The sequence below is a fragment of the Marinobacter denitrificans genome (genome assembly GCF_008795955.1).
Classification (GTDB): Bacteria; Pseudomonadota; Gammaproteobacteria; order Pseudomonadales; family Oleiphilaceae; genus Marinobacter; species Marinobacter denitrificans.
Genome location: NZ_VMHN01000002.1, coordinates 852,214 through 868,801, shown reverse-complemented (window position 1 = coordinate 868,801; position 16,588 = coordinate 852,214). Strand labels below are relative to the sequence as shown.

At 57.2% G+C, this 16,588-nt stretch carries 13 protein-coding genes; 10 read left to right on the top strand and 3 right to left on the bottom strand.

Annotated elements, in window-relative coordinates; genetic code table 11:
• Nucleotides 1-19 precede the first annotated feature (19 nt).
• The 10 genes from FO268_RS11825 to der all read left to right on the top strand — a co-directional run bounded on the left by FO268_RS11825 (nt 20) and on the right by der (nt 10,576).
• Nucleotides 20-1,168: an IscS subfamily cysteine desulfurase gene (locus FO268_RS11825; protein WP_150993154.1), complete on the top strand. Its 1,149-nt coding sequence runs from the start codon at nt 20-22 to the stop codon at nt 1,166-1,168.
• A 67-nt stretch (nt 1,169-1,235) separates the two neighbouring features.
• Nucleotides 1,236-1,664, top strand: a complete 429-nt coding sequence (ndk, locus tag FO268_RS11820; protein ID WP_150993152.1) for a nucleoside-diphosphate kinase — start codon at nt 1,236-1,238, stop codon at nt 1,662-1,664.
• A 62-nt stretch (nt 1,665-1,726) separates the two neighbouring features.
• Entirely contained in the window at nt 1,727-2,839 is a 1,113-nt protein-coding gene (rlmN, locus tag FO268_RS11815) for a 23S rRNA (adenine(2503)-C(2))-methyltransferase RlmN (RefSeq protein WP_150993150.1), read from the top strand.
• Nucleotides 2,840-2,926: 87 nt separating this feature from the next.
• Nucleotides 2,927-3,691, top strand: a complete 765-nt coding sequence (gene pilW, locus FO268_RS11810) for a type IV pilus biogenesis/stability protein PilW (protein ID WP_150993360.1) — start codon at nt 2,927-2,929, stop codon at nt 3,689-3,691.
• Complete coding sequence (locus FO268_RS11805; protein ID WP_150993148.1) at nt 3,681-4,736, top strand: RodZ domain-containing protein; 1,056 nt, start codon at nt 3,681-3,683, stop codon at nt 4,734-4,736. The genes pilW and FO268_RS11805 overlap by 11 nt, the downstream gene beginning before the upstream one ends.
• Nucleotides 4,737-4,769: 33 nt before the next feature.
• Entirely contained in the window at nt 4,770-5,888 is a 1,119-nt protein-coding gene (gene ispG / locus FO268_RS11800) for a flavodoxin-dependent (E)-4-hydroxy-3-methylbut-2-enyl-diphosphate synthase (RefSeq protein WP_150993146.1), read from the top strand.
• A 40-nt stretch (nt 5,889-5,928) separates the two neighbouring features.
• Nucleotides 5,929-7,209: a histidine--tRNA ligase gene (hisS, locus tag FO268_RS11795; protein ID WP_150993144.1), complete on the top strand. Its 1,281-nt coding sequence runs from the start codon at nt 5,929-5,931 to the stop codon at nt 7,207-7,209.
• Between the two features lie 51 nt (nt 7,210-7,260).
• Nucleotides 7,261-7,917 carry a YfgM family protein gene (locus FO268_RS11790; protein ID WP_150993142.1) on the top strand — a complete coding sequence of 219 codons (657 nt, stop codon included), beginning with the start codon at nt 7,261-7,263 and terminating at the stop codon, nt 7,915-7,917.
• Between the two features lie 8 nt (nt 7,918-7,925).
• Complete coding sequence (gene bamB, locus FO268_RS11785; protein WP_404802922.1) at nt 7,926-9,089, top strand: outer membrane protein assembly factor BamB; 1,164 nt, start codon at nt 7,926-7,928, stop codon at nt 9,087-9,089.
• Between the two features lie 62 nt (nt 9,090-9,151).
• The gene (der, locus tag FO268_RS11780) at nt 9,152-10,576 is read left to right on the top strand and encodes a ribosome biogenesis GTPase Der (protein ID WP_150993138.1); all 1,425 of its coding nucleotides are present in this window, start codon (nt 9,152-9,154) and stop codon (nt 10,574-10,576) included.
• Nucleotides 10,577-10,599: 23 nt separating this feature from the next.
• On the opposite strand, the gene pta is transcribed toward der, so the two are convergent.
• From pta to FO268_RS11765, 3 genes are read right to left on the bottom strand one after another with little or no spacing between them, the layout of a single operon-like run.
• A complete protein-coding gene (gene pta, locus FO268_RS11775) occupies nt 10,600-12,753 on the bottom strand; it encodes a phosphate acetyltransferase (RefSeq protein WP_150993136.1) in 2,154 nt (717 codons plus the stop codon).
• Between the two features lie 26 nt (nt 12,754-12,779).
• A complete protein-coding gene (locus FO268_RS11770) occupies nt 12,780-13,976 on the bottom strand; it encodes an acetate/propionate family kinase (RefSeq protein ID WP_150993134.1) in 1,197 nt (398 codons plus the stop codon).
• Nucleotides 13,977-14,003: 27 nt separating this feature from the next.
• A complete protein-coding gene (locus FO268_RS11765; RefSeq protein ID WP_150993132.1) occupies nt 14,004-16,418 on the bottom strand; it encodes a bifunctional diguanylate cyclase/phosphodiesterase in 2,415 nt (804 codons plus the stop codon).
• Nucleotides 16,419-16,588 lie beyond the last annotated feature (170 nt).

The following is a 16,588-nucleotide window of genomic DNA, read 5'->3' as shown; positions in this document are numbered from 1 at the left end:
CGATTATCCTGAAGTCTCTATGAAAAAGCCCGTCTATATGGATTATGCGGCGACCACGCCCGTAGATCCCGTCGTTGCCGAAGAAATGTGCAAATACCTCACCCTTGACGGTGTTTTCGGGAATCCCGCCTCCCGCTCCCATGCCTATGGCTGGCAAGCCGAAGCTGCCGTTGAAGGTGCCCGCCGCCAGGTTGCCAATCTCATCCACGCTGACCCACGGGAAATTGTGTGGACTTCCGGTGCCACTGAATCCGACAACCTGGCCATCAAGGGTGCCGTTGCAGGTCGCGATAACCCCCACCTTGTGACCTCGGTGATCGAGCACAAGGCGGTTCTTGATACCTGCAAATGGCTTGAGCAGCATGGCGTGAGCGTCACCTGGCTGACACCCGGACCTGACGGGCGTGTTTCCCCGGGGCAGGTGGAAGATGCGCTTCAGGATAATACGGTTCTGGTAAGCCTGATGATGGTGAACAATGAGCTGGGATGTCAGACCGATATTGCGGCCATCGGAACCCTGCTTCGGGAGCGCGGCGTGCTGTTTCACGTCGACGCGGCCCAGGCAGCGGGGAAAACCGAAGTGGATATCAGTACTGCTCCGGTTGATCTTCTGTCCCTGTCTGCCCACAAGGTTTATGGTCCCAAAGGTGTTGGTGCCCTGTATGTTCGCCGGTCACCGGATGTGCGAATTGAGTCGCAGATTCATGGTGGTGGCCACGAACGGGGCATGCGTTCCGGCACGCTGCCTACCCATCAGATCGTTGGCATGGGTAAGGCGTTCGAGCTTGCGAGCACGCAACTTGAGCAAGATCGGCAAATGCTGGAAGACATCCGCAGTCGGTTTCTGGAAGGGCTGGGTAACCTCGAAGGCGTAACGCTCAATGGCAGCGAGGAGCACCGGGTGCCTGGCATTGTGAACCTGTCTTTTGCAGGCGTAGATGCAGAGTCGCTGATGCTGGGGCTGAGAAATCTCGCAGTGTCATCCGGATCTGCCTGTTCTTCTGCCACCATAGAGCCATCGTTCGTATTGAAAGGTATTGGTCTGGACGATGAGCAGGCTCACCGGGCCCTCCGGTTTTCTTTCGGACGCTTTTCCACGCCGGAGGAGGCCGACTTCGCAGCGACGCAAATCGTTGACGTTGTTAGCCGTCTCCGTTCAGTGCGGTAGGCAGTTGCCTCCGGACTGCGTATAATCCCAACCCTGAAATTTTTCTGAACCTGAATGGAGACAGATCATGGCAAACGAGCGCACGCTCTCGATTATCAAGCCCGACGCAGTCGCAAAAAATGTGATCGGCGAGATTTATACACGTTTTGAAAAAGCAGGACTGACGATTGTTGCCGCGAAGATGATGCATCTGACTCAGGAACAGGCGGAAGGTTTCTACGCTGAGCACAAAGAACGCCCGTTTTTCAACGATCTGGTCGCGTTCATGACCTCTGGCCCGGTTGTTGTTCAGGTTCTGGAAGGCGAAGGTGCTATCCTGAAGAATCGTGACCTGATGGGTGCTACCAACCCGAAAGAGGCGGAAGCCGGCACCATTCGCGCCGACTTTGCGTCGTCTATCGATGCAAACGCCGTTCACGGTTCGGATTCGGCAGCGTCGGCCGAGCGTGAAATTGCGTACTTTTTCAATGACAGCGAGATCTGCCCGCGCGGTTGATTGAGCTGCCCCGGGCCGGAATTTCTTCCGGCCCGGATTGGTTATCTGATCGAGGTTATGAAATGACAGCTGTTGCTGAGAAAACCAACCTTCTGGGAATGCCGAAGGCCAAAATGGAGGCTTTCTTTGAATCCCTGGGGGAGAAGCGTTTCCGGGCGACGCAGGTGTTGCAGTGGATTCATCAGCGCGGTGCCGATGACTTCGATCAAATGACCAATATGAGCAAGGTATTGCGGGAGAAGCTGCAGGAGGTTGCGGAAATCCGCGGCCCTGAAGTGGTCTACGATGAATCGTCAAAAGACGGTACCCGCAAGTGGGTCATGCGCATGGACAACGGCAACAGTGTCGAAACCGTGCTGATTCCCGATGGCGAGCGTGGCACCCTGTGTGTTTCCTCACAGATTGGCTGCAGCCTGGACTGTACCTTCTGCTCAACGGGAAAGCGTGGCTTTAACCGTAACCTGACTGCCGCAGAAATTATCGGCCAGGTCTGGGTTGCCCGCAAAGCGTTCATGCCCTTCGAGCCAGGCCCCGATCGTCCGATTACCAATGTCGTGATGATGGGGATGGGGGAGCCGCTGCTGAACTTCGAAAACGTGGTTGATGCCATGAACCTGATGATGGAGGATCTGGCGTACGGGATCTCCAAGCGGCGGGTCACGGTGAGCACTTCCGGTGTGGTTCCGGCCATAGATCGGCTGGGCGAGGTTACCGATGTTTCACTGGCCATTTCGCTTCATGCCCCCAATGATGAATTGCGTAACCAATTGGTGCCGTTGAATAAAAAGTATCCGATCGCGGAATTGCTGGCAGCTACCCGCCGCTACCTGGCGCGTTTGCCGGACAAGCGCAAGGCGACCATCGAGTACACGGTGATCGAAGGGGTTAATGATCAGCCTGAACATGCCAGGGAGCTGGCTGTGGTGCTGCGGGGCCTTCCTTGCAAGATCAACCTGATTCCTTTCAACCCGTTTCCGGAGAGTGATTTCCGGCGTCCGAGCATGAACGCCACCCGTCGTTTCCAGACGGTTCTTAATGAGGCGGGCTATATCGCCACCGTCAGAACAACCCGTGGCGACGACATCGATGCCGCTTGTGGGCAGCTTGTCGGCAGAGTGGAAGATCGAACGAAAAGAAGCCAGCGATACATCCAGGTGCATCAGGTCAGCCCATGAACCCGGGTGAGCCTTCACCCCTGAATACAAGAGGAATTGCCAACTGTGACATCTGAACCAGTAAACCGGGTCCGGGCCGCATTTGCTATGGTGTTGCTGGCAATGCTTGTCACAGGCTGTGTGACCAATACGGATAGCCGGTTCGCACGCGAAGCGGACCGCGACAAGGCCGTGAGGAACTACGTTCAACTGGCCACCGCTTATATTGGTCAGGGCAACCTGGACCGCGCACGGAACCACCTTGAGCGTGCTCTCGAGCTTTCACCGGATGATCCCGGTGCGCTGGGTGCAATGGGTTTGGTCTATCAGACAGAGGGTGAGCCGGAACTGGCCGAGCGGTCATTCAAAGATGCGCTCGCCAATGACGCGGACTATACCCGTGGACGGGTTTATTACGGAGCGTTCCTATACGGGGAGCGCCGGTTTGAAGAGGCCCGCGATCAGTTCCTCGCAGCTTCCAGAGACACCGGCTACGGTGAGAGAGCATCGGTATTTTTCAACCTGGGCCTTACAGAGGAGCGGATCGGCAACCTCGAAGGGGCGACTACTGCGTATCGGCGGGCAGTCGAATTGTCCCGTGGCGACGCGAGATCGCTGCTTGCGCTGTCCCGCACGCTGGTTGAAGCCGGCGAATATCAGGCTGCCTCCCGTCATTACAGCCGCCTGACGAACCTGATGCAACGCAACAAGAATCTTCGTCACTCACCGGAGAGCCTGTATACGGGGATCCGTATTGCTCACCATTTTGGCGACCGGAACCTTGCATCGAGCCTGGGGCTGCAGTTGAAGAACAATTTCCCGAACTCTGTCGAATACCAACAATACAGGGTGATGACCTCAAATGGACAGTGATGATACACAACAGCCAGCGGTGAGTGACTCCGTAGGACAGCAACTCCGGCACGCACGGGAGCAGAAGGGGCTGAGTGTCTCGGCTGTAGCGGATGCGCAACACCTGCGCCCCGCGGTAATCCATGCCATTGAGGATGGGAATTACCGACAGATCGACAGCGAACTGTTCCTGAAAGGGTATGTCAGAACCTATGCACGCCAGGTTGATCTGAACCCTGATACGGTGATCGCCTCCCTCGACAAGGAACTGGAACCGTTACGGCAGGAGAAAGCCCAGGCGGAAGAGCTGAATCCTCTGGTTGATATTGAACGTCGAAGACGCCAGAAACGAAGAATGGCAAAGCTTCTCTTTTTTCTACTGGTTATCGCCATTGCCGTCTTCATTGGACTTCGTTTTCTGGACAATACGGCTCTGACTCAGTCGTCTGAAGAGCCCGATAGCCCCGAGCCCGCATCAGAGGTGGCCGACCCGGTGGAAGCGGTACCTGAAAGCACAGACGCGTCAGACTTTGGCACGAGTATTGAGGAAGACCCCGGCGTGACAGAGACGGCACCGATGGACGATGAGCCGGGCACTGACGGGCCAGCCACTTTGGGCGAGGACGCATCAGTAACTGATGAGGAGCGAGAGGTTTCCCTGGTTAACAACAGTGAATCCACTGAGGCGGCCGGCGGGGCTGCTCAGGAGCCTGTGGTGCCGGCCCGATCTCGTGACCTTGATGAGACCAGCGTACCGGTTGTTACAAGTTCTCCGGAGCCCGCCTTCGAGGAGAGCGCCCAGCCGGCCACCGCAATTGGAAGCGCGCGGTTGGAAATGACGTTCAGTGATGAGTGCTGGGTTCAGGTAACCGACTCCGCAGGCAATCGTCTGGTGGGTGCCCTGCAGCGGGATGGCGACCGGATCGAGGTATCCGGAAGGGCACCGATTGAGGTGATTGTTGGTGCTGTTGATGCCATCGAGTCCATTCGTTTCGATGGGGAGCCGGTAAATATGTCCGGTTTCCGCGTCGTCAATAACCGTGCAGAATTCACGTTGGATATCTGATAGTTACGTACACACTTTTCCGGTTAGCAGGCTATGAATCACGAATCTCCGATCAAAAGACGTAAATCCCGCCAGATCATGGTGGGTGATGTTCCTGTAGGTGGGGACGCTCCGATCGCTGTTCAGAGCATGACCAACACCAATACCTGCGACGTGGATGCAACGGTTGGCCAGATCCGCGCACTGCAGGAGGCTGGCGCTGACATCGTGCGGGTATCTGTTCCCTCCATGGATGCGGCCGAGGCCTTCGGCAAGATCCGCTCCATGGTCTCTGTGCCGTTGGTGGCCGATATCCATTTTGACCACAAGATTGCGCTGCGGGTAGCTGAACTGGGTGTTGACTGCCTGCGGATCAACCCCGGCAATATTGGTCGGGATGATCGCGTGAGTGCGGTGATCAGCGCAGCCCGTGACCGCAATATTCCGATCCGTATCGGGGTGAACGCCGGTTCACTGGAGAAGGCTCTGCAGCGCAAATATGGCGAACCGACACCGGAAGCCCTGGTGGAATCGGCGATGCGCCATATCGATATTCTGGACAAACACGATTTCCAGGATTTCAAGGTCAGCCTCAAGGCTTCGGAAGTGTTCATGACCGTGGCGGCGTACCGCCAGATCGCGGCGCAGATTGATCAGCCCCTGCACCTGGGCATCACTGAGGCCGGTGGCTTCCGCTCCGGCACGGTGAAATCGTCGATTGGTCTGGGCATGCTGTTGATGGACGGTATCGGCGACACCATCAGGGTCTCCCTGGCGGCGGATCCGGTGCAGGAAATCAAGGTTGGCTTCGATATTCTCAAGAGTCTTCGTCTGCGTAGTCGTGGTATCAACTTTGTTGCCTGCCCGAGCTGTTCGCGGCAGAACTTCGATGTTATCCAGACCATGAATGATCTCGAAGCGCGGCTTGAAGACGTCAACGAGTCACTGGACGTGGCCATTATCGGTTGCATCGTCAACGGTCCGGGTGAGGCTAAAGTGGCAGATCTTGGTCTTACCGGCGGTAGCCCCAAGAATCTGTTCTACATGTCGGGCAAGCCGAACCAGAAGCTGGATAATGCCAACCTGACCGACGATCTGGAGCGGCTGATCCGTGAGGAAGTAGCCCGTCGCAAGGAAAAGGAAGACGCGATCATTACCCGCTCGACTGATTGAGTGCAGATCGCCAAATCACTGAAACAGATAAGGTAGTAACTTGGCTAAGATCCAGGCAATTCGCGGGATGAACGATATCCTGCCAGAACAGACGCCGGTGTGGCAGTTTGTGGAAAACGCGGTGAGGCGGGTACTTTCGCAGTACGGTTACCAGGAAATCCGTATGCCCGTGGTGGAACAGACTGACCTGTTCAAGCGTTCCATCGGCGAAGTCACGGATATTGTCGAGAAGGAGATGTACACCTTCGAAGACCGCAATGGCGACAGCCTGACCCTGCGCCCGGAAGGCACTGCGGGTTGTGTTCGCGCTGCGGAAGAGCACGGCCTGCTTTTCAATCAGACCCGGCGGCTGTGGTATACCGGGCCGATGTTCAGGCACGAGCGCCCGCAGAAGGGACGATATCGCCAATTCCACCAGATAGGTGTGGAATGTTTTGGCATGACTGGCCCGGATATCGACGCAGAATTGTTGGTCTTGACTGCGCGCCTCTGGCGCGAACTCGGGTTGAGTGAGCACACCCGCCTGGAAATCAATTCCATTGGCACTTCTGCAGCCCGTCGTGAATACCGTGAAGCTCTGGTGGCCTACCTTTCGGGGTATCGGGATCAGCTGGATGAGGATAGCCTGCGCCGTCTGGAGTCCAATCCCCTGCGCATTCTGGACAGCAAACACCCGGGGACCCAGCAGCTTCTTGCGGATGCCCCCAAGCTGGATGAGTACCTGGACCAGGAATCCGTAGAGCACTTCCGGGAGCTTTGTAGCCTGCTGGATACTGCCGGTATCCGTTACACCGTTAACCCGCGTCTGGTACGCGGGCTGGATTATTATGGCAAAACGGTTTTCGAGTGGATTACCGACAGCCTTGGGGCACAGGGCACTGTGTGCGCCGGTGGCCGTTATGACGGACTGGTTGAGCAGCTGGGTGGCAAACCCACTTACGCCGTAGGGTTCGCCATGGGGCTTGAACGGCTGATCCTGCTGCTGGAAACGCTCAGCCTCGTGCCGGCCAGTGTCAACGGCAATGTGGATGTGTACGTGACGGCCATGGGCGACGCCACGGTAGCACCAGCGCTGTCCCTTGCAGAATCGCTGCGTTCGGCCTTGCCGGGAACGCGAGTAATGAGCCATTGTGGCGGCGGCAGCTTCAAGAGCCAGATGAAAAAGGCAGATCGCAGCGGCGCCCGCTATGCCGTTATCCTTGGAGAGAACGAGCTGGCCACAGGCACGGTAGGGCTAAAGCCTCTGCGTTCGGATGAGCCGCAGCAGGATGTTGGTCAGGCTGACCTTGCGGGCGTACTGGAAGAATTGCTGGGCCGCTGATGGCGGGCCGAAAGGCTACAGGCACAATAACCATTTATTACAGGAGTCATCATGGCTGAAATGCGCACTGAGGAAGAACAGGTCCAGGCAATAAAGGACTGGTGGAAGAATAATGGCACTTCGCTCCTGATCGGCATTGCTGTGGCACTGGCCATCGTTTTTGGCTGGCAGGCCTGGCAGAACCATCAGATGCAGCAGCGTACTGAAGCGGCCTCCCAGTTTGCTGACCTGATCAACGCCTACAGCGATGAGAGTGATGAAAACCGCGCCGAGACCGTGGCCTATGTGGCTGAGAGGCTGCGCGATGAATACACCGACAGTGCGTTCGCCATCTACGGTATGTTGATGCTGGCGCGGCAACAGATGATGGAGCAGAACGATGCGGAGGCTGCCATTGAGTCCCTCTCCTGGGCTCAGGAAAAGGCAGGTGACTCAGGCCCGCTGGCACTGGTAATCCGTAACCGGCTCGCCCGCGCCCATTTTGCGGCCGAACAGTATGACCAGGCCCTTTCCATCATTGAGAGCGTGGGCGAAGCCGGCAGCTTCAATGCCATTTTTACAGAGCTGAGAGGCGACATCCTGCTGGCACAGGGGGACCGTGATGGTGCCCGTGAAGCCTATCTGGCTGCCCGAGACCAGAACCAGCAGGGACGTAGCGGTATTCTGGAACTCAAGCTGTCGGATCTTGGCGTAGGGGAGGGAGCCTGATGCCCCTGATGTTCCCAGGGCAAAAGCGTTCCGTTCCACTGATTGGTCTGTTGGTGACGGCACTGCTGGCCGGTTGCAGCAGCACGGATACCTTTGAACAGCCCAAACCGCTGCCTGAGATCTCTGCCACTGTCGAACTCGAAAGCGTTTGGACCATGGGTGTAGGAGAGGGCCACGACGAAAACTTCCTTTATCTGGCACCTTTGAATGCCGGCGATACTCTCTACGCGGCGTCAGCCGAAGGGGAAATCTGGGCGGTTGACCCGGAGAACGGTGCCGTCGTCTGGTACCAGGATCTTGACGAGGATATCAATGCAGGAGTTGGCGGTGATCAGGGTAACCTCTATCTGGTTACCAGAGACGCCCAGCTGAAGGTACTTTCGCGGCAGGACGGCACCGAGCTTTGGGAGCAGTCTCTGCCAAACGAGGCGCTGGCTTCTCCCCAGTCGAACGGGCGTCTTGTCGTGGTTCAGACCATCGACGGGAAAGTACTTGCTTTCAATACCAACGGTGGCGACAAGGCCTGGCAATATGACAGCGATGTACCAGTACTGTCCATGCGGGCAGCGGCATCACCACTGGTGGGTGCAGACCTGGTTCTGGCGTCGCTGGCCAACGGCAAGCTGATGGCGATTTCGACCGAGTCCGGGCAACCGGTCTGGCAATACGAAGTGGGTCAGCCTCAGGGCCGGACAGAGCTGGAAAGGCTGGTCGATGTTGCTGGTGAGCCACTGATTCTGGAAAGCGCCGCCATGGTGGTTGGCTATCAGGGTAAACTGGCGCTGGTTGACCTGCAGAGCGGCCAGGAAATCTGGAGCCGGAAGGAATCGAGCCTGCAGTCTCCCATGATTGGCGATGGCAATATTTTTGTAGCCGGGGCTAATGGTGATATCACAGCCTACCGCGGCTCTGATCGCCGCGAATTGTGGGTGCAGGACAGATTGTCCTGGCGTCAGCCCACCCAGCCAATCGTGTTTGGCGATTATCTGCTGGTTGGCGACTACGAAGGTTATATCCACATGCTGTCACTGGAAGACGGTAGCCTTCAGGGGCAGCTTGAGTTTGACGATGAAGGATTGCGAGTGCCTTTTCAGCGCTTGCAAGACGGAAACCTTCTGGTTTACGGCAATAGCGGTAAAATGTCTGTTCTTAAAATCCGGGAGCGCGACTGAGCGCTCCTTTCCGGCCATATCGCTGTGAAGCGCTGGCCCTGTTTACTGTGTAGCGAAAGATTATGACCCCTGTAATTGCACTTGTCGGGCGTCCCAACGTAGGCAAGTCGACACTGTTTAACCAGATGACGCGATCCCGGGATGCGCTTGTAGCGGATTTTCCCGGCCTGACCCGTGACCGTAAATACGGCGAGGGCAATTACGAGGGGCAACGGTTTATTGTCATTGATACCGGAGGACTGACCGGCGGCGAGGAAGGTCTCGACGCGGAAATGGCCAGGCAGTCCATGCAGGCCGTTGAAGAGGCGGATATTGTGTTGTTCCTGGTGGATGGGAAGTCCGGCCTCAATGGTGGTGACGAGCTGATTGCTGACCACCTGCGAAAAACCGGCAAGAAGGCGCACCTCGTCGTCAACAAGACAGACGGCCAGGACCCTGACATTGCTGCCTCTGATTTCCACGGCCTTGGCTTCCAGTCGACCTTCCTCATAGCGGCCTCCCACAACCGGGGTATCCGTTCGATGCTTGAGGAGTTGCTGCCCTCGGAAGAGGAGCGGGAAGCCCAGGACAGGGCAGATAAGTACCCCGGGATCCGTATCGGGATTGTCGGTCGTCCGAATGTGGGCAAATCCACGCTGGTCAATCGTATGCTGGGTGAAGACCGCGTGGTGGTGTTCGATATGCCCGGCACCACCCGGGACAGTGTGTACATTCCCTATGAGCGGATGGACCACCAATACACGCTCATCGATACCGCCGGCGTGCGCCGTCGCAAGAACGTCAGTGAAACGGTGGAAAAGTTTTCCATCATCAAGACGCTGCAGGCAATCGACGATGCCCACGTGGTTATTCTGGTGATCGATGCCCGGGAAGGGCTGGTGGACCAGGACTTGCACCTGATCGGCTTTGTGCTGGATGCGGGCCGTTCGCTGGTCATTGCGGTCAATAAGTGGGATGGCATGGACCCGGAGGACAAGGCGAAGGTGAAGGAACAGGTTCAGCGTCGCCTGGACTTTCTCGATTACGCCGACAAGCATTATATTTCCGCACTTCACGGTTCTGGCGTGGGCGTGATGTACGACTCGGTACACGCCTGTTATGAATCCGCGATGGCCAAGTGGCCAACGAACCGCCTCACTGCAATTCTTCAGGATGCGACCGCACAGCATCAGCCGCCATTGGTGCAGGGACGCCGCATCAAGCTCCGTTATGCTCACCAGGGTGGCTCCAACCCTCCGGTTATCGTTGTGCACGGCAACCAGACAGATGCGTTACCGGGTGCCTACAAGCGCTATCTGGAGAACACCTTTCGCAAGGTGCTGAAGGTAGTTGGCTCACCCATTCGCTTTGAGTTCCGTTCCAGCGAGAACCCGTTTGCCAACAAGGTGAGTCGGCTGACGCCCCGCCAGAAGGTCAAGCAGGATAATGACATCAAGAAAGGGCGGCCGGTCAAGAAAAAAGCGAGAATGAAGAGCAAGAAACGCTGAACCTGCCAGGGCAGGGCTAACCGTCAGATCAGCCCTGCGTCCTCCACCTGCTTGGCCTGTACTGCGGTGAGGGCGATGGTAAAGACAATATCTTCCACCAGCGCTCCCCGCGAAAGGTCATTTACCGGTTTTCTCAGGCCCTGAAGCATCGGGCCGATACTCACCACGTTGGCACTACGCTGGACGGCCTTGTAGGTTGTATTACCAGTGTTCAGATCCGGAAAGATAAACACCGTGGCCTTGCCGGCAACCTTGCTGTTCGGCGCCTTGCTTTTGGCAACGCTCTCTATCGCGGCAGCGTCGTACTGCAGGGGGCCGTCAATCAGCAGGTCAGGGCGCCTCTCCCTGGCAATTCTGGTGGCTTCGCGCACCTTATCCACATCCTTGCCACTGCCGGACTCCCCGGTGCTGTAGCTGATCATTGCCACCACCGGCTCAATCCCGAAAGCTTCCGCTGACCCGGCACTCTGGATCGCTATATCCGCCAGTTCTTCGGCGTTCGGGTCCGGATTGATGGCACAGTCCCCATAAACCACAACCTGCTGTGGCAGCAGCATGAAGAAAACCGACGACACAACCTTGGCATGGTCGTGGGTCTTGATAAGCTGCATTGCCGGGCGCACGGTGTTGGCGGTGGTATGGACGGCACCGGAGACCAGACCATCCGCCTTGTCTTCGGCAACCATCATGGTGCCCAGAACCACATTGTCTTCCAGCATCGCCTCGGCCATGTCAGGAGCAAGCCCTTTGTGCTTTCGGAGCTTCACCATGGGCTCGATGTAGTCTTTGCGAACCTCGGCCGGATCGATGACTTCCATGTCTTCGGGCAGTTCAAGGCCCTGGGACTGGGCGACATTGGCGATATCGTTACGGTCCCCCAGCATGATGCAGTGGGCCAATCCTCGTTGGTGGCAGATAATCGCAGCCTGAACCGTGCGGGGTTCATTGCCCTCAGGCAACACGATGCGTTTGGCAGCAGCCCTGGCGCGCTCCGACAGCAGGTAACGGAAAGCCGGTGGTGATAGCCTGCTTTGACGGTCCACTTTCAGGTGCTCTCTGAGCCATTCGGCGTCGATGCGGGTGGCGACGGCCTCCATGGCCTTTTCGATCCGGTCCGGATCGTCCACGGGGATAGCTGGCGAAAGGTTGGCCAGCCGGTGAGCGGTTTCATAGGTGTTGGTTTCAGCCCGCATCACCGGAAGGCCGGTTTCCAGAGCACGGCGGCAAAGATCGACCACTCTGTCGTCGGGCATCAGCCCGCCGGTAAGCATCATGCCCGCCAGGGGGACGCCATTGAGGGCGGCAACCGCGGTGGTCACGATAATGTCTTCACGGTCTCCAGGGGTGACCATAAGTGTTCCGGGTTTGAGTGTGTCCACCATGTTGCGGATGGTACGCGCACTGACCGTTACCTTCTGGACCCGCCGTGTGTGCATTTCGCCTTCGTGGAGCACTTCCGAATTCATTTCACGGACAAGGTCTGATACCCGCGGCGCCAGAAGTTCCGGTTGCCAGGGGATGACAGCAAGCAGCCGGTAGCGGCCCTGGCTGAAAACCTTGCAGGCCTGGCCGTAGTCAACGGTTTCTTCTGTGGCCCGGGAATTAACCCGGGGTGTGAATTCGGACTTTTCCGGCTCACCCACTTTATTGAGAACCACCCCAATGACTTCCGGGTCGCCCGGGCTTGAGAACAGGCGGGCGTAGAAATCCAGCTCTTCGTCCAGGGTTTTCGGGTCGGTATTGCCGGGCGTGCTTACCAGAACAACTTCAGAACCCAGGTTACGGGCAACTTCCACGTTCAGTCTTGCGATATAGGCTTCGCTGCGATCCGGAACCAGGCCTTCGATGATGACCACATCAACGGTTTTGGCGACCTTCTGATATTCGCCAACAATGGTTTCGAGCAGTTGGTCGGCCTTGCCGGTGTTGAGAAGCTTCTGCGCCTCCTTGAGGCTCATGGGCTCGGGAGGCTCAAGGTGGCTGCGGGCGCGAACAAAGGCTACAGACGTATCTTCACCACGATTATGATGAGCTTCGCCCTCATGCACTGACTGACGAAACGGCTTGTAGAACCCCACGCTGACACCCACCCGTTCGAGGGCGCGGAGCAACCCCAGGCATACAGACGTCAGCCCGGAATTCATGGAAGTTGGGGCAATATAAAGGTTCTTTGCCATGACAGGCTCCCTGCGTTGATTCGTGATTAGCCGACCATTCCGGGCCGGACTGAAGCCAGGGCTTCGCGGGCAATCACCAGTTCTTCATTGGTGGGTATGACCATGACACGGAACCGGCTGTCGGCCCCCTCGATCTGGCCATCGCTGATGTTGCCGTGGTGGTTGTTCAGTTCGTTGTCGATTGTGAAGCCGAACAAGCCCAGGTGCCCCAGTGTTTTCTTTCGCACCAGGCTGCTGTTTTCGCCGATCCCACCCGTAAATACCAGTGCGTCCAGGTGATCCAGGGAGGCCATCATGGCGCCTATATAGCGGGCCAGGCGGAAGCAGAACACATCAATGGCCGTCTGTGAGGGCTCATGGCCATGGTCTGCCAGCTCGCATAGGGACCGCATGTCGTTGGTCTGGCCGGACAGCCCTAACAGGCCGCTATCGTTGTTCAGCAAACGGTGAACCTCCTGTGAGTCCACGCCCTTGTTGGCAAGGAAATCGAACAGGCCCGGGTCTACATCACCACTGCGGGTGCCCATCACAAGACCTTCCAGTGGAGTCAGCCCCATACTGGTATCAACGCTGTTACCGTCACGAATGGCCGTAATGCTGCATCCGTTGCCAAGGTGCGCCGAGATAATGGAGGTGGTGGCAGGCGTTTTACCCAGCCTCCGCGCGGCTTCACTGGCCATGAACTGATGACTGGTGCCATGGAAGCCGTAACGCCGGACTCCCCAGTCCCGGTATAAACGCAGGGGGAGGGCATAAAGAAACGCTCGCTGAGGCAGGGTCTGGTGGAAGGCGGTGTCGAATACCGCTACCTGGGGGATGTCAGGGAAGAGGGAAGTGGTCGCTTCAATTCCGGCCAGGTTAACGGGATTGTGAAGGGGCGCAAGACCCGCGCATTCCTTTATGGCATCCAGTACGTCGTCCTTGATCAGGGCGGCCTCACGAAAGGTTTCGCCGCCGTGGACAACACGGTGGCCGACGGCCGCAGGTGCGGCATCAAGCAGTCCGCTGTCCTGCAGGGTCTCTACCAGTGCTTTCAGCGCATCCCGATGGTTGGCCCCGGCGGCCAGTTCAATCCGTTCCTTGCGGCCTTTCACGGTGGCAAAGGCATCGTCTTTGCCGAGCCGTTCAGCCAGACCGCTGGCCAGTTTGTTCAGGTGTTCGTCAAACAGGGCAATCTTGAGTGATGAACTGCCACAATTGATGACAAGTATTGGTCCTTCCATTTCCAATCCGTTTTAATCGGTGGCTTCTCAGCGGACGCGGTGGTTGGTTCTGAGCCAATCCCGAAAGTCTCGCTCTGGTAAAGGGCGGCTGTAGAAATAACCCTGCGAGTAGTCGCAGCCTTCCTTCTGGAGGAAGTGGGTCTGGGCTTCTTCCTCGACGCCCTCGGCAATTACTCTCAGGCCAAGACTGTGGGCCATATTTATGATTGCTTTGACCAGGGCTGCATCGTCCTGCTCTTTCATGACATCCTGAATAAAAGACTTGTCGATTTTCAGGGTATCAAAGGGGTAGCTCTTCAGGTAGCTGAGTGCTGAGTAACCGGTGCCAAAGTCATCCACTGAGAGGCGAATGCCCGATTGGTCCAGTTGGCGCAGTATATCGGCCGTTTCGATGGTGTTGTCGAGTATCAGGCGTTCAGTGATTTCCAGTTCCAGCTGCTGGGGCTCCAGGCCGCTGGTCTCCAGAGCATTCATGACCGTGTAGATAAACCCGGGATCCCGGAACTGGCGAGGAGAGACATTCACCGATATGCCGATGCTGGTGCCGGTGGTCTCCTTCCAGCGCATGGCTGCAAGGCAGGCTTCGTGCAGAACCCATTCGCCGATTGGTGTAATCAGGCCGGTTTCTTCTGCCAGCGGGATAAAACGGTCGGGCATGACCATACCCAGGCCGGGACTGTTCCAGCGTAGAAGCGCCTCTGCAGAGCAAAGTTCGCCGGAATCGGTATGAACAATCGGCTGGTAGTACAGCTCGAATTCCTCCTGTTCCAGTGCCCGACGCATCAATGATTCCATCTGCAGTCGTTCGTGGGAGACTTCGGTCATCTCCGGGGCGAAGTGTGCGTAGGCGCTCTTGCCCTTGTGCTTGGCCTGGTACATGGCCGCATCGGCATGCTGCAGCAGGGTGCCGCTGTTGTCCGAATCATTGGGGAATATGGCGATGCCAATACTGGTGGTTACAAAGACTTCCTGACCGTTGAGCAGGTAGGGTGGGGCAAAAGTCTTGAGAATACGTTCCGCGACCTGAGAAGTGGCTTCAGGCCCGGTCAGGCCGGGCAGAATGACCAGGAACTCATCGCCGCCAAGCCGGGCAACGGTGCTGGTGCCGCGAAGACAGCTGGAAATTCGTCTTGCCGCTTCAATCAGCAGGTTGTCACCGGCGTCGTGTCCGAGGGTGTCGTTGATGTGTTTGAAGTTGTCCAGGTCAAGAAACATCACGCCGACCAGGGAGCTCTCACGCCGTGCCTGGGCCAATGCCAGTTTTAGCCGGTCGAGTGCCAGCATGCGGTTGGGAAGGCCGGTGAGGATGTCGTAGTTTGCCTGTCGCAGGAGCTGTTGTTCGTAGCGTTTGCGGATACTGATGTCCTCGCCGAGGATGAGGTAGCTGGTGGCCTCTCCTTTCGAATTCTTGATTGGGGTGACGATCAGTTGTTCCCAGAATCGTTCTCCGTTCCTGCGAACGCTGTTAATTTCGCCCTGCCAGACACCGACACGCTGGACCTGGAGCCGGATTGACTGCCACAACTGCCGGTTTTCGCGGTGGGCGTGAGCTTCCTCAGAAAGTACGCCAGGGTGTTTGCCAATGATTGTTTCCGCATCGTAACCGGTCAGCTGGGTAAACTTCTGGTTTGCAAACTCGATGCGCCACTGCCGATCACAGATAAGCACCGACGAGGGGCTCTGTTCTATCGCCTTGGAGAATTTACGGATTTCTTCCGCGTCCCGTTCCTGCCGTTCGAGATCGTCGTTCAGCCGTTCCCGCATCTGGTTGATGGCATCGGTAACCTGGGCCAGTTCGTCATTGCGATTCAGCGACGTATCCGGCCGGTCCAGCTGCAGGGGCCGGGCGAGATTGTTGAGGGAGAAGTTGCGGGCATAATTGGCCATGGTGCTGAGATGCCGGGCTACAAAATACTGGAAGATCCAGATGATCAGTATCGAGACAAAAAACGTTTTGAAAAACTGGGTCGTCAGGACCACCACAACCTTGCGCCGCATGTCCGAATAGACCCGTCTCAGATCGGCGGTAACGGTCAGCTGGCCGAGGGTGAACATGTCATCCCCCTGATGGCTCAGGTCGAAGGTGTGGGTGGTGGTTGTGGTGTCACGGGGGATGTCGCCCATGACCAGTTCTGAATCGGGCTCGATCTTGAGCCGGAGATGGACGATGTCCGGAAGGCTCAGTATGCCTTCAAGCTGGGTTTGAAGCAGTTTCTGATCGAGCGCCCAGAGGCTTCGGGCAAGGCTGGAGGTATAACCGGTTTCGATGACCTTCATGCGCCGGTCAATCTGGGAAAGATCCTTGCGATAGTCGGAATAAATCTGGGCCGCAGATGAAATCAGCGTGAACAGGGAGCTGAACAGCAGGATATACGCAAGCAGCCGGAAGGACAGCGGCGACCCGGTTCTAAATCGTTGCAGGCGAGTCAAAAGTTTTTGCATGTCCTATATACTTCGGCCGCCCTGGGGACGTTTGGTTGCAAATGGTCAGACTGTGTTCTCAGGACTATAGCAGCAGTTTCTCGGAAATGCCTCGCAAATACAGGAAAAACCGAAAGAAATGTGTCCCGGTTCAGGGTTTTAGCGGATGTGTCGCCGGTAGTGCCATTGAC

Excerpts from the sequence above, each read along its gene's own strand:
- FO268_RS11790 (WP_150993142.1), top strand. The coding sequence starts at position 7,261 with ATGGCTGAAATGCGCACTGAGGAAGAACAGGTCCAGGCAATAAAGGAC.
- FO268_RS11825 (WP_150993154.1), top strand. The coding sequence starts at position 20 with ATGAAAAAGCCCGTCTATATGGATTATGCGGCGACCACGCCCGTAGAT.
- der (WP_150993138.1), top strand. The coding sequence starts at position 9,152 with ATGACCCCTGTAATTGCACTTGTCGGGCGTCCCAACGTAGGCAAGTCG.
- ispG (WP_150993146.1), top strand. The coding sequence starts at position 4,770 with ATGAATCACGAATCTCCGATCAAAAGACGTAAATCCCGCCAGATCATG.
- pilW (WP_150993360.1), top strand. The coding sequence starts at position 2,927 with ATGGTGTTGCTGGCAATGCTTGTCACAGGCTGTGTGACCAATACGGAT.
- FO268_RS11765 (WP_150993132.1), bottom strand. The coding sequence starts at position 16,418 with ATGCAAAAACTTTTGACTCGCCTGCAACGATTTAGAACCGGGTCGCCG.
- pta (WP_150993136.1), bottom strand. The coding sequence starts at position 12,753 with ATGGCAAAGAACCTTTATATTGCCCCAACTTCCATGAATTCCGGGCTG.
- ndk (WP_150993152.1), top strand. The coding sequence starts at position 1,236 with ATGGCAAACGAGCGCACGCTCTCGATTATCAAGCCCGACGCAGTCGCA.
- FO268_RS11805 (WP_150993148.1), top strand. The coding sequence starts at position 3,681 with ATGGACAGTGATGATACACAACAGCCAGCGGTGAGTGACTCCGTAGGA.
- rlmN (WP_150993150.1), top strand. The coding sequence starts at position 1,727 with ATGACAGCTGTTGCTGAGAAAACCAACCTTCTGGGAATGCCGAAGGCC.
- bamB (WP_404802922.1), top strand. The coding sequence starts at position 7,926 with ATGTTCCCAGGGCAAAAGCGTTCCGTTCCACTGATTGGTCTGTTGGTG.
- FO268_RS11770 (WP_150993134.1), bottom strand. The coding sequence starts at position 13,976 with ATGGAAGGACCAATACTTGTCATCAATTGTGGCAGTTCATCACTCAAG.